Origin of the sequence: Paenibacillus sp. An7 (assembly GCF_009870785.1) — a bacterium.
Taxonomy (GTDB): Bacteria; Bacillota; Bacilli; order Paenibacillales; family Paenibacillaceae; genus Paenibacillus.
In genome coordinates this window covers 34,430-47,620 of the sequence record NZ_WTWX01000007.1, presented here as the reverse complement: position 1 = coordinate 47,620, position 13,191 = coordinate 34,430, and the positions used below count along the sequence as shown (strand labels likewise).

Annotated in this window: 12 protein-coding genes; all 12 read right to left on the bottom strand. The window is 44.6% G+C overall.

All coding sequences use genetic code 11. The annotated features are described in order from the left end of the window. Nucleotides 1-83 precede the first annotated feature (83 nt). Nucleotides 84-2,312: an HD family phosphohydrolase gene (locus tag GQY27_RS10650; RefSeq protein ID WP_160034124.1), complete on the bottom strand. Its 2,229-nt coding sequence runs from the start codon at nucleotides 2,310-2,312 to the stop codon at nucleotides 84-86. A 17-nt stretch (nucleotides 2,313-2,329) separates the two neighbouring features. Further along, nucleotides 2,330-3,301 carry a PhoH family protein gene (locus tag GQY27_RS10645; protein ID WP_160034122.1) on the bottom strand — a complete coding sequence of 324 codons (972 nt, stop codon included), beginning with the start codon at nucleotides 3,299-3,301 and terminating at the stop codon, nucleotides 2,330-2,332. A gap of 6 nt (nucleotides 3,302-3,307) precedes the next feature. Then, nucleotides 3,308-4,513, bottom strand: coding sequence for a sporulation protein YqfD (gene yqfD, locus GQY27_RS10640; protein ID WP_160034120.1), 1,206 nt, complete (start codon nucleotides 4,511-4,513; stop codon nucleotides 3,308-3,310). After that, nucleotides 4,510-4,803 carry a sporulation protein YqfC gene (gene yqfC / locus GQY27_RS10635; protein WP_160034118.1) on the bottom strand — a complete coding sequence of 98 codons (294 nt, stop codon included), beginning with the start codon at nucleotides 4,801-4,803 and terminating at the stop codon, nucleotides 4,510-4,512. The genes yqfD and yqfC overlap by 4 nt, the downstream gene beginning before the upstream one ends. Nucleotides 4,804-4,928: 125 nt before the next feature. Then, a complete protein-coding gene (locus GQY27_RS10630) occupies nucleotides 4,929-5,447 on the bottom strand; it encodes a YqfB family membrane protein (protein WP_160034116.1) in 519 nt (172 codons plus the stop codon). A gap of 13 nt (nucleotides 5,448-5,460) precedes the next feature. Next, nucleotides 5,461-6,471 carry a flotillin-like protein FloA gene (gene floA / locus GQY27_RS10625; protein ID WP_160034114.1) on the bottom strand — a complete coding sequence of 337 codons (1,011 nt, stop codon included), beginning with the start codon at nucleotides 6,469-6,471 and terminating at the stop codon, nucleotides 5,461-5,463. A gap of 51 nt (nucleotides 6,472-6,522) precedes the next feature. After that, nucleotides 6,523-7,899 carry an NfeD family protein gene (locus GQY27_RS10620; RefSeq protein WP_160034112.1) on the bottom strand — a complete coding sequence of 459 codons (1,377 nt, stop codon included), beginning with the start codon at nucleotides 7,897-7,899 and terminating at the stop codon, nucleotides 6,523-6,525. Nucleotides 7,900-8,025: 126 nt separating this feature from the next. Continuing rightward, nucleotides 8,026-8,469, bottom strand: a complete 444-nt coding sequence (locus GQY27_RS10615; RefSeq protein WP_160034110.1) for a GatB/YqeY domain-containing protein — start codon at nucleotides 8,467-8,469, stop codon at nucleotides 8,026-8,028. Between the two features lie 15 nt (nucleotides 8,470-8,484). Beyond that, the gene (gene rpsU, locus GQY27_RS10610) at nucleotides 8,485-8,658 is read right to left on the bottom strand and encodes a 30S ribosomal protein S21 (RefSeq protein ID WP_005547957.1); all 174 of its coding nucleotides are present in this window, start codon (nucleotides 8,656-8,658) and stop codon (nucleotides 8,485-8,487) included. 144 nt (nucleotides 8,659-8,802) lie between these two features. Continuing rightward, the gene (locus GQY27_RS10605) at nucleotides 8,803-9,162 is read right to left on the bottom strand and encodes a histidine triad nucleotide-binding protein (RefSeq protein WP_160034108.1); all 360 of its coding nucleotides are present in this window, start codon (nucleotides 9,160-9,162) and stop codon (nucleotides 8,803-8,805) included. A gap of 257 nt (nucleotides 9,163-9,419) precedes the next feature. Then, complete coding sequence (locus tag GQY27_RS10600) at nucleotides 9,420-9,824, bottom strand: hypothetical protein (RefSeq protein WP_160034106.1); 405 nt, start codon at nucleotides 9,822-9,824, stop codon at nucleotides 9,420-9,422. 179 nt (nucleotides 9,825-10,003) lie between these two features. Beyond that, nucleotides 10,004-13,191, bottom strand: a 3,188-nt coding sequence (locus GQY27_RS10595) for an SbcC/MukB-like Walker B domain-containing protein (RefSeq protein WP_236570559.1), incomplete at its 5' end; no start/stop codon positions are given.

Here is a 13,191-nt window from a genome sequence, read left to right as displayed (position 1 = left end):
TATGCTCCTTATCTTTATACTCTATTGTTATCTTAATAAGCAGTTAAGTCTAGCGCAATGACTTTTTCACTGCTGGCTCTGACTTAACTTTTTGGTTTCTTTATTTCTTCCGGATATTCAATTCGAGAATGGAAAATACCCATTACCGCTTCTTTTAACGTCTTCGCCACAATATCTAGCTCACGCATGGTCAAATCACAATCATTCAGCTGATGATCATCGAGCCTGCTTTTGATAATCTTCTCAATCATCGTTTCTACCTGTTCTACCGTCGGTTTCCGTAAGGAACGAACTGCGGCTTCCACGCTGTCTGCAATTCCTACAATAGCTGCTTCTTTGGACTGAGCTTTAGGACCTGGATACCTGAAATCTTCTTCAGTAAAATCAGGTTCTACTCCCGCCTCTTCCGCCTGTTTTATCGCCTTTTGATAGAAAAAGTGCAAGAAGGTTGTTCCATGATGCTGCTCTGCAATGTCACGAATCCGTTTAGGAAGTTTATAATCTTTTTGCATCTCCACACCATCTCTTGCATGAGCGATAATAATGGACTTACTCAGCTTGGGATCCAGTGTGTCATGCGGATTTTCCATATTGTTCTGATTCTCGATAAAATAAATGGGTCGTTTTGTTTTTCCGATATCATGATAATAAGAACCCACTCTGCATAAGAGTCCATCTGCACCGATCGCTTCAGCAGCCGCCTCAGACAAGTTACCTACCATCACACTGTGATGATAAGTTCCCGGTGTTTCTGTAAGCAGTTTACGTAATAACGGGTGATTCGGATTCGACAACTCTACAAGCTTCAAAGCGGATAAAATTCCAAACGTAGATTCAAAGAACGGCATGAGACCAATGGCAAGAATCGCCATCAGAATTCCACCTGCAAAAGCAAAACCGACTCCGTACAGCGCATTCGTACGATCCCAATCTCCATCTCCCAGAATCGAAAGCATGAAGACCACAAGAGATCCGATCAAAGACACCATAATACCGCTTTTCAGTAAAGTGGAGCGCTGGCTTGCCTTGTCTGTAGCAAAAATAGCAACAAAGCTGACAATAACAGTGAATAATCCAAAATTAAAGTCGAAATTTTCGTTTTGCTGCGTATTTAGTATGATACTGGCTACAATCCCAAAAATAATAGCAGAAATATAGGCCAAAGGTATATCGAGCAGCAGGGTAATTAACATGACGCCAATCCCTACCGGAGCCAAGTATCCAACGAATACTCGACCATCTGTCTGAAGAAAAGCAACTAAATGCATACTGCCTATCGTAATCACAAATACACATAACAGCATGAGCAGCTGTGCATTATTATATTTAAATTCCGGATTACTCATTTGCTTCATGTACATAAGGATGCCTAATGACAGAAACAGCGAAAGTAACAATAAACCAAACTGCGGCCAATAATTCACTTCATCACGTAAAAGTTTATTATCCGAAAGCAGCTTGTACACTTCTTCGGTAATGATTTCCCCTTTGGCTACAAGGGTTTCCCCTTCTTCGATGTACACAGGCGGCGTATTCTCCCGCGCCTTTGCTTTGGCTTCTTTCGTCGCTTCTTCATCGTAGAATTTATTTGATGTAATCACAAATCGGGTAAGTTCCTGTACCACCTCACGAGAAGTACGATCATTAAGCGAGCTTGTATTGACCATTTCTGCTACTTTTGCACGTGGAATAGATGCATCCGTAATCTGGTCCACCATAAGCCGAGAGACAAGTTCTCTTGCCACAGGTTTCATCTCTTTAATCTGATCTGAAGACAGTCTGGCAATTTTGATATAGGTCTCTTCTGGAATACGGTAAGACTGACTTTCGGTTACTTTACGAATCTCTTCGAGCAGCGGTTCGGAATAAATACCGGAACTTCGATTATTGTTAATAAAATTCGTTACGGAGTCCTTGAGTCGCTGCGGAATTTCTTGCTTATAAATTTCAATCTTATCGTCACTTGATATATCATCCTGATTTAAACGGTCAATACGATCAAGTATGGATGTAATTAAACTTTCATTACGTAAAGAGACGTATTGGTAGATCGGCTGAACACTTTCAGCAGCCTGTTCTTGTGCGAGCGCGCGTGCTTGATTATCTTGGATCTGCATCGGCGCCTTAATTTCTTTTTCACTACGTGTTCCCTGCTGAATATCATAACGCTCAGGCAACAGACTCGGAGACAAACTAACATAGAACAGAATGAGCATAAACAAAAACAGAAGATAGCGGGCTCCCCTGCTACTCTTCCATCCCATTTTCTTATTCTGAAAAGACTTGTCTTTAGACAATTCCTTAGGGGTCACCAGGAAACAATCCCTTTCTATTCTTGATTTTCTGCGGCTCGGTCGTAAGCAGTGATGATTTTCTGCACGAGGGTGTGCCTTACCACGTCTGTTTCAGCAAAGTAAACAAATCCAATCTCTTCAACACTCGATAGAATCGATTTCGCTTCTATGAGTCCTGATTTCTTACCTCTAGGCAAGTCGATTTGTGTTACATCTCCGGTGATTACCATTTTGGAACCAAAACCGAGACGGGTCAAAAACATTTTCATCTGTTCCGGTGTAGTATTCTGCGCTTCATCCAAAATAATAAAAGAATCATCCAGTGTACGGCCGCGCATGTACGCCAGTGGTGCAATCTCTATGAGGCCGCGTTCCAAGGCTTTGGCCGTTTGATCGGGACCCATCACATCATATAGTGCATCATACAGCGGACGCAGATAAGGATCGACCTTTTCCTGAAGATCTCCCGGCAGGAATCCGAGATTCTCCCCTGCTTCAACAGCAGGCCGGGTTAATATAATTCTCTTCACAGAGCCTTCTTTTAACGCGGCTACCGCGAGAACAACAGCAAGATAGGTTTTCCCTGTTCCCGCAGGTCCGATTCCAAATACGATGTCCCGTTTCTTGATGGTCGTAACATAATGTTTCTGCCCAATCGTCTTTACACGAATGGGTTTACCGCGAAAGGTAGTTGTAATTTCACCTTTAAATAAGTCAAGCAGCTGATCGGCTCTGAAATCTTTGGCAAGTTCGGTTGCGTACTGAATATCTCTTTCGGAAAGAATGTATCCATTACGAATTAATTGCAATAATACTTCAAATAGCTGTTCCATTTTCTCAACTTCATTTCCGTCGCCCCGAATGGTGATTTCGGCTTCACGTGAGTCAATCGTCACTGGAATTTCGGACTCCATAAGTTTAAGAAAAGTGTCCTGTGGTCCAAATAGAGATTGTCCTTCACCTGCGTTCTGAAGAGAGATGCGTATGCTGCGATTATGTTCTGTCAAATAATCTCATTCTCCTTGATCTTCAACTTGGTTATAAACGAGCGGTAATTCCACCGCGATACTTTCTTCTACTTCGAAAAGCACTTTCATATAAACTTTACCATTCTCTTTCTTCTCATGCAAAATTTTTTCGCTAATAATCTTCGTACCTTTGCCGTTTTTCGCTAAAATATCATTTCTTGCTGCTTTAAGGCCTTGCTCTTTCACAAACTCTTCACCAAGAGACTGCTCTTTATACAATGTTTCACGGTCAATTTCCGTCATCCAGCCCACCGGAAGTTTAAAAGAGCGCCATTTTAGCGGGTCCACTTCGGTAATAGTCTCAAATTTGCTGTATGGAGTATCTCCATAGCCCCAGAACTGGATTGCTCGATTTCCGAGCACAAGGAAACGACGTTCTTTGGACTCTCCTGTATAAGTGATCTGCTTTTGCAACAAAGGTACTTCAATATTATATTCATGCCAAACTAGCCCCTTTACTTCCCCTTTGGCTACGACACTCTGCGTGTTCTCTTCGTCCCCAAGAATACCTGATATAAGTACAGTACCCTTCTTGACGCGCATATCCTTCTGAACTACGGGTCTGCCTTGTTCTGCATAAATTTCAGTGATTACTGCATCCGTCTTACTGATCAGGTGTCTTGGACTCATCAGCGGTTTCTTCTCCGGTTCGTCTGCTTCAACGACCTGGATCGTAACTTTAGTTCCTTCCCGGTTTACCCCGATCCACGAAATTGCAGGGAGCTGCTTTACCATATCCTTGGCCAGCTCGTCCTGTTCCGGTAACCGAAATGAGAATTGAAAAGGATATAACCCTTCTTTGCGAGCTACTTCCAAAATTTCTTCTTCTGGTATTTTAATATTGCCTTCTACTTTTACGTCCCATACCAATGATGACATGCCATACAATAAAACAAAGAATAAAATGGCGCCCGTTACAAACAGTTTCCGTTTCAGTAGTCTTGCCGTAAAAAAAGGGAGCCCAATACGCTGCTTTACCCGTACCCGGCAGCCTGTCCGTTTTAAAAGCGGGCGAAGCTCAAAGAAATCGTCCACCAGAATATTCATACTGGCACTGCGATTACCTATTGCTTTGATCTCCCATACATTCAGTCCATGCTTCGCCATTTCATTAATCATGGCTTCGATGTCGCCCCCGAGAAGTACAATATGAACAGTTCCCCTAATATTGGCCAAGCTCGGTGTTCTCACTTGACATCCTCCGTTCCTATATACTGAATATTTTTAATATGGCCTTCTACCGCTACTTCTTCAGGCATAATATTCCGAATGACAAGTTCTGCACCGCTTACCTCAAGCCGTCCTACAGACAGGTCGAGCACAAGTTTATCCTCGGAGAAATGTACAACACCGCGATGATTCTCTATGTATAATTGCTTACTTCCGATCAGGGTTAGCCTCGGCATGTCAAAAAGAACATCCTGCGGCAAATCGAGTGCTTCGCTGGTCCATTTGCGCAAATTGCGACTGATCCGGGTCATTGAGCTGGTCTTCCCCCTTCCTGTACTCTAATTCATATGCAGGAAAAGGCAGCTTTATGAGGATTTCATGACAAAAAGCCGCCTTTCTCCATAAAGAGAAAAGACGGCCTTTAGGTAAATCAATATTAATACTTATTGCGAGAATGATAAGGACGTTTTGCCCGCGGCGGTCCTAACACTTCTGCCCAAATAATCCCTTTACGAATATCGGATGGGTCAGCAAATAACTTCTCCTGTTCATTCGTTTTCTGAGAAGATTGTGCCCTGGAAGCTGCAGCACGCCGTGCGACTCTTGCCGCTTTTTCAGACTCATCTTTTATTCTTTCTAATCGTAGTCTCTCGATTTCGAATGTTCTGCGTTGTTGCTCCATCACATCATGCTGAGATAATTCTTCATCTGAAACATAATCTTCAACAGTGGAGTATGGAGACTCCGAGATGGTAGCAGGAGTATCATAAGGATTGCGATACTCCCCATCGCGAGAATCCATCGGCTCTTCCGGAAGTGTAGACTCTCTAGAAGGCGGTCTTCTCGATGCGTCTGTCCCTCTCGGTTTATTCGCTTTATTCAAAAACGAAATTAACGCAAAACCAATCACAATTACGAAGTAGTAGTTGCTTAATAACCATTCCAGAAGGTTCATTTATATCACCACCTTATCTGTTTTGGTTATGATCATCCTGGTTTTTCTTGCTTTCTTCCGGCTTCGCAATTGCACCGCGCATCTCTGTATCTGCCTCGATATTGCGATAATTCATATAATCCATGATTCCAAGTTGTCCGTTTCGGAAAGCTTCTGCCATCGCAAGCGGCACATCAGATTCTGCTTCTACTACACGAGCTCTCATCTCAATAACACGCGCCTTCATCTCTTGCTCTTGAGCAACAGCCATTGCGCGTCGTTCTTCAGCTTTTGCCTGAGCAATTCGTTTATCTGCTTCGGCCTGTTCTGTCTGCAGATCAGCTCCGATATTTTTACCAACACTAACATCGGCAATATCGATAGAAAGGATCTCAAATGCAGTACCTGCATCTAGACCTTTCTCAAGTACGGTACGAGAAATACGGTCCGGATGCTCTAGAACGTCTTTATGGGAGTTAGAAGCACCATTCGTACTTACAATCCCTTCCCCTACACGGGCAATAATCGTTTCTTCACCCGCACCACCGACGAGGCGATCAATATTAGCACGAACCGTTACACGAGCTTTAACTTTTACTTCAATACCGTCTTTTGCTACCGCAGAAACGACAGGAGTCTCAATCACTCGCGGATTAACACTCATTTGTACAGCCTGGAGCACATCACGACCTGCAAGGTCAATCGCTGCAGCACGTTCAAATTCAAGTGGAATGTTCGCACGCTGTGCAGCAATCAGGGAGTTAACCACTCGGTCTACGTTACCTCCTGCAAGATAGTGACTTTCCAGTTGGTTAATGTTAAGACCAAGTCCTGCTTTTGTAGCTTTAATGAGCGGATTTACAATCCGACTAGGAACAACTCGACGTAGTCTCATAGCTACAAGAGTAATAATGCTTAATTTAACACCGGACGCAAGCGCCGAAATCCAGAGCATTACAGGGAAAAAGCTAAAGAACACACTTAATATGATGACCGCAACAACGGCAATTAACAGAATAGCTACCCAACCTGATTCAAATACCATGTAATAAATTCCTCCAACAAATTGTTTTTTTTAAACTAGATCACACCATGTCTATTTAACGCCGTTAAAATCTCTTTCACTTTGTTTCTTCACTACAACACGCGAACCTTCCACCTTGTAGACGTAAATAGGTTCGTTTGCGAGAATATAATCCCCTTCTGTAACCACATCTACACGCTCTGTCCCAATGACAGCCGTACCCGATGGACGAAGCGGAGTCGCACTGACGCCTTCCATTCCAATCAGGTCTTCTCTTGTTCTAACTGAAGAATATCCTCTGTCCGCAGTCATGTTGTCACTCAGAATAAAACGATTCCATATCCCTTTCTCCTTGAACACGATAGCGACAATGATCACGAGAGCAATCGCAGCAGCCGTCGCAATTCCTAAGGAGACAAGAGCTGTACTTGTATCGTATGCGGCTCTTACGACCCCTGTAATAAGACTTGCAGAACCCAGCACACCAAGAATACCAAAGCTCGGAACAAATAGTTCAGAGATAAGGAGTGCTATCCCGATGATAAACAGGAACCACGTTTCCGATCCGCCGATACCAGCCACATAACTTCCGCCGAAATAAAGGACAAAGCTCAAGAAACCAACAATACCCGGTACTCCAAATCCAGGAACAAATAGTTCAATCAATATTCCAGCGATCCCGATGAATAACAGAATCGTTGATACAACTGGATGAGTGAGGAAACTCGAAACCTTCTCAAATGCCGTCTGTTCCATCGTATAGATATTATCCGGTGAATAATTTAGCCATGTAGCTACTTCGGCAGGCGAAGTGACAATTTTGTCAGCGTAACCAACTTCAAGCGCTTCCTTCGCTGTCAGAGAGATAACCTGGCCTTTTCCTTTCGTTTTATTGATTTCAGGCATTTCAACAACCATATTAAGATCGGTCATCCCGCCTGCGATCTCTTTTTTGCGATCATTCTTTTCAGCTGCCGCCTGCATGTTCGACTTCCAGGTAGCTACGAGTTTGGGATCATCAATATAGTTATTTCTCCCATCTACCAGAGCTGCCGCACCAATCGTACTTGCTGGAGACATCGCAATATAATCGGAGACTAAAGCAATATAACTACCTGCTGAAGCCGCATCTCCGTTAATATAAGCTACTGTAGGAATTTTACTTGCCTGAATCATATCTCCAATTTCTTTTGTCGTTGCGACAAGTCCGCCAGGCGTATTGATCTGGAGAACAATCAGGCCTGCTTGCATTTCTTCCGCTTCCTTGAACCCGCGTTCCATGAATTTTTGAAGCCCGCGTTCAATTGGTTTATCTACAGGAATGACATACACTGCACCATCTTTCGTAGCAGCTTGAATCGCCTGTGGTTGAACAAAAGCAGAGACGAGAGTAACAAAGAAAGCGATTAAAATAACAACCGGAAATTTCCAATTTTTGATTTTATTCATTAATTGTTATACCTCCCTTCTATATCATCCTATAATACCCACCACATAATGTATATTACGTATGTAAACAATTTACGTTTCAAAAAAGAAAAACACTCCCTGAATCAGGGAGTGTTTACGGTTATGTTATTGCAGAAATTGTTGAACTGCTTGGCTCACCAGCTTGCCATCCGCTTTGCCTTTTACTTTCGGCATCAGGGCTGACATGACTTTCCCCATCTCGGCTTTCGAAGAAGCACCGGTTTCCTGGATGGTCTGCTGTACAATGACTTTAATTTCTTCTTCGCTAAGCTGTGCGGGAAGGTACTGACTGATTATATCAATTTCCGCTTTGGCATTCTCCGCAAGTTCTGTGCGACCCGCTTTATCAAATTCTTGGAGGGCATCTTTGCGCTGTTTGATTTCACGACTGAGGATATCAAGCACTTCGTTGTCATCCAAAGGTCTTTTCAAATCTATTTCAAGATTCTTAATCGTCGAACGAACCAAACGAATGGTGGAGAGTTTGAACTTGTCCTTACTCTTCATCGCTTGCTTCATATCTTCGTTCAATCGTTCGCTAAGATTCATGTTGTTATAATCCTCCTAAAACTTTCTCTTACGAGCAGCCTCGGACTTTTTCTTACGTTTTACGCTTGGCTTTTCATAATGCTTACGTTTCTTCACCTCAGCCAAAACACCATCTTTAGCGATGGAGCGTTTAAAGCGACGAAGTGCAGCATCAATAGTCTCGTTTTTACGAACTTTAGTTTCAGACACCAGTTTTCCCTCCCTCCGACCAGACCGTCCAAGAGCATATAACACGGTTCATCAAACTTAATTATAGGTGAAAATTCGTTAGCGTGTCAACCTATATACCAATATCGTTTAAAAACAAGGTTTTTATTCGCTTGATCTACGAATTTAACTGTGAGAATTGGAAATTCCAGTGAGTGCGCCAAGACGCGCTCCGCCTAGCACGTGGTAATGAAGATGATGGACAGTTTGTTCTCCATCTTTCCCGCAATTATTAATTAAACGATACCCAGATTCTGCAATTCCAAGCTGTTTAGCAGCTTCCTGTGCAGCTTTATGGATCTCAGCTACCAGACCAAACTCTTCTCCCGCAACTTCATTCATGGAAGCAATATGCTTCTTCGGAATAACCAAAACATGCACTGGAGCAGCCGGCTGTATATCATGAAATACAACCACATGTTCATTCTCAAGCACCTTATTAGAAGGAATGCTGCCCTCTACAATTTTGCAAAATAAACAATCCATTTTCATTCCTCCTTTTTTATTACACAAAGTATGTGAATCAATTTCATAACTCATTAAAATGATGAATTTGTAACTATATATAGACAAACAAAACCATTTTGATCTATATATACCCCTGATTAAAGCAACTAAAGGAATTATGAAATTGATTCTTGTACAATAATTTTATCATAACGGATTATAAAACCATTCGCCAGTTGAAGAGGAACATAAAAATGCCCCTTTTCAAAAAGAAAGAGGCATTTTTACAGATTCACTTATAATAAAGGCAATAGAGACAATGCGGTTATACCAATAAGCGGTAGTAATAAACGTCTGAATCTACGTCTGCCTGGATAATATCCGCCGCCATAGTTCGGATAACCTCCGTACCCGCCATATCCTCCATACCCACCGTATCCACCAATTGGCAGAAAAGCACGTGTGTCTCCGCATGGCGGCGGAGGACACCCGCAAGATACGCCTTGATGGGCATACATCGAAGTTTGCATGGGAGCAAACATCTCATTCATATACTCACTTCCTGCAGGTATGGCGAGACTAAGATATTCTTCATCCATATTTTCGATAATTCCATCATGCATAGAACCATCTTCCATCCACACACATACATAACGGTGCATATGATCTTGACACATTTTTTTCACTTCTGTTTTTTCCATTCTTGTTCCTCCTCGGCTTCTGGGCTGATACCCTATGTTATTCACTGCAAGAGGAAGTGCCACAGAGTTAAGAAGTTTTTTTCTTCCCGCCTTTGAAAGAATGCCGAATGGGGAATATGTGTAATGAGTGAAATGGGCGAAATAAGTGATTCAATAATAAAGATGAACATATTGCTAATTTATAATTGTTCCATCATGACTTTGGAACCTCCGCCTGCATCTTCAGCCGGTACGACCACCAGTTTTCTTGCTAGTCGTGCTCTAAGTTCTGGTACATGACTAATTACACCGACGGCAAGCTGATCATTATGCAGTTTTTCAAGTGAAGTGATCACCGTATCCAGCAGTTCTGGGTCAAGGGTTCCGAACCCTTCATCAAGGAAGAAGAACTGAAGCGGATATTGACCACGCAGCTGAATTTGCGCTGACAATGCAAGTGCAAGTGACAAGGAAGTCAGGAATGTCTCACCGCCGGACAAGGTAGATACCGGTCTTTTCACCCCGCCGTTTGCATCATCCACAATGACAAATCCGCCGCCGGAATCCACCTCCAGCGCATACCGCTGTTTTGTTAGGTAACGAAGTCGAGAAGATGCGGTTCTGCTGACCTGCATTAATTGTTCTTCCGCAATATATTCGACAAACGTGTTACCTCGGAATACGGATTGCAGCTTGGATAACTGTTCAGCATACAAAGCCAGTTCACTGCGTTTTTCATCGAGTTCCATCCAGCGCTCATGACGGCGCGAAATGTCTTCTAGATCGCGTTCCGCTCTTGCTTTTATACGCATCGCCTCTTCGTCTTGCGCCCTCAGTGTCCGTAGCTTGTGACTTGTACGCTCCCACTCCTCCTCTGTAATGATTGCTCCCTGAAGCTTCTCATCCAAATCTCTTAGGCGAAGTTCCACTTCTTTTTGTTTGTTACGATATTCCGTTATTCTATACTCTGCTTTGGCAACGGCCTCCGGTTCCAAGTACGCACTTCGCACATCGTCATCAGAAACAAAAGGTGACTTCGACCGCTCCGCTTCATAACGTGAAGTGATCGTAGTAAGTTGATCCATCGCAGATTCAAGCGATTGTTTAGCTAAACCGACTTGCTGTAAAGCACTCTGCTTCTTCTCTTCCGCCTCTTTCATCGCCAGTTTTGCTACTTTTGTCTCTTCCCGTATGTGGTTCAGTGAGGAAGTTGCTGCTTTTAGCAAATCTTCTGCCCGTTCTTTTCCTACCCAGGAACGAAGTCGGTTCCATTTTTCTTGCAGCAGTTCCTGTTTGCCAGCATGTTCTGTATCGAGCTGGGTACGGCGCTTATCAATGAGCGATAACTGTTGCTGCATGTCTGCGATCACACTTGCTTTTTCTTCTAGGAAAATAACGCTCTTCTGGAGCCTTTCCTTCAAATCTTCGGCAAGTGTATCGCGCTCTTGGAGCGACTCGTACTTTACTGTCGCCTCCTCCGGTGTTATGCCGGGCAGCTCCTCAGCCCAGCTTGCGTGCTGCGCGGCCACCTCAGCCTGGTGCGCATGAACGCGCGCCTTGGCTTCCGCGTGCTGTTTACCGCACGCGTCAATGTGTGCGGCAGCCAGCATTTGGCGCTGCCGCACTTCCGCTGCACGCGCGGTAAGCTGTGCAGCTTCCTTGCGCAGCGGGGCTATAGAGGCGGCGAGATGCCCTGCCGCCTCTTCGAGGGACCGGGTGGCTTCCGCGTAAGCGCGCACCCGGTCCGGAGCAGGCACGCCAGGCGCAGCGGCAAAGCCTGTGGTCTTTGCAGGCGCGGCTTCCGCCTGCGAGAGTGCCGCTGCCTGCGGCTCGGCACTTTGGCCTTGCTGCGCAAGCTCAGCGCGCAGCTCATGCAGCTGCTGGCGGAAGCCAAGCCGCAGCTCGGCAAGCTCAGCGCGCAGTTTGCTGAGCTGTGCGAGATCTTCCTCACTTGCCGTACTAGGCAAGTGAGCATGCCCCTGCGGATTCGGGTGGTGCACCGAACCGCATACCGGACATGACTTCCCATCGCTAAGTTCTGCAGCAAGCCGTGCAGATAATCGCTGCAGTTCTTCTTCCTTCAGCAGAGCACGAAGGCGTTCCTCTTCCTGGTCTAAGGAAGTAACCGCATCTTGAGCATGGATGTCCATCCGAGTAAGCTCTGCTTCTGCCATCTTCAGTTTATTTCCTAACTGCTGCTGTGCAGCAAGCAGTTCGGAAGCTTCCTTCTCGGCTGAGTGACGTTGCTGACTAGCTTGCTCAGACTCTGCCTGTATTTTTTGTTCCGTTAGCTGAACTTCTTTTAGCTTGTCGAGTGCAGTATCCAGCCGATGTTTCCGCTGAACGGCATCCAGCAGCACACGTCTTTCCTCAGACTTCACTTCACAATCAGACAGCTGCTCCTGCAGGTCTTTCCGCCGATTAGTCGCCCTCACCTGAAGATCTTGTTCTTTGAGCAAAAGCTCATGTGTGCTCTGATACTGCTTTGTTTCTGCCTCACACTCTTTAGCAAGCTTTTGCACCTCACTTACAAGCCGGTCCGTTTCTTTCTCCAGTTCCCGCGCTTGTTCGAGTTGCTCAAGACGCACAAGCAGCTTAGGTTCTTCTTCTGCCAGCATCTGTTCCTTTTCTTGTTCGAGCAGAGCACACTCACGAGAGATCTTCTCTCTTTGTGCAAGCTGTACTTCTGCAGACTCAGCAGCTAAACGTCTTCTTGTCAGTTCTTCTTTTGCTCTATTTTGTTCCTCAAGTATAGGAATCAAAGAACTTGCAAGAGCAGACCGTTCCAACTGCTGTTCTAATTGGTTGATTTCGTCCTGCTGTTGTAACAATGTTTCCTGCTGCCCGCTAAACTTAGTGCGCTCCACAATCAGCTCTCTCGTCTTCGCCATTCCTTCAGCTAAAGCCGTCACCTGCTCAAGCAGAGCACGTATCTGCTTTGCTTCCTTCTCAGCTTGCTTAAGCTGAAGCTCGGCTTCTTTTAAAGCTTCCTTACTTGCCAGACCCAGTCCCTGCTGTTCTGCTTCCAGAGCTTTTAGGGTACTATCATTCTCTTTTACTTTGCGGCTAAGCTTAATTGCCAGCTGATCTCCGTATTTCTCTAGGTGAAATAGACGCTGCAACATCTGTCTGCGTTCAGTCCCTTTTAGAGATAGAAACTCAGCAAACTTGCCTTGCGGTAATACGACTGCCCTTGTGAAATCATCCATCTTCAGGCCAATCTTATCCTCAACCGCACGATTTACCTCGGCAAGTTTATCAGCAATTACTTCCTCTCCTTCTTCTGTTACTGCAATAAAACGGCTCACTGAGTTACTGATCGAGACTTCTCCTGTCCGCTTAAACCGGCGTTCAACACGATAAGTCTGTACTCCTTGTTCGGACTGGA

Coding starts and splice junctions, on each gene's coding strand:
- GQY27_RS10630 (WP_160034116.1), bottom strand. CDS start 5,447: ATGAACCTTCTGGAATGGTTATTAAGCAACTACTACTTCGTAATTGTG.
- floA (WP_160034114.1), bottom strand. CDS start 6,471: ATGGTATTTGAATCAGGTTGGGTAGCTATTCTGTTAATTGCCGTTGTT.
- yqfC (WP_160034118.1), bottom strand. CDS start 4,803: ATGACCCGGATCAGTCGCAATTTGCGCAAATGGACCAGCGAAGCACTC.
- GQY27_RS10620 (WP_160034112.1), bottom strand. CDS start 7,899: ATGAATAAAATCAAAAATTGGAAATTTCCGGTTGTTATTTTAATCGCT.
- GQY27_RS10615 (WP_160034110.1), bottom strand. CDS start 8,469: ATGAATCTTAGCGAACGATTGAACGAAGATATGAAGCAAGCGATGAAG.
- GQY27_RS10605 (WP_160034108.1), bottom strand. CDS start 9,162: ATGGATTGTTTATTTTGCAAAATTGTAGAGGGCAGCATTCCTTCTAAT.
- GQY27_RS10600 (WP_160034106.1), bottom strand. CDS start 9,824: ATGGAAAAAACAGAAGTGAAAAAAATGTGTCAAGATCATATGCACCGT.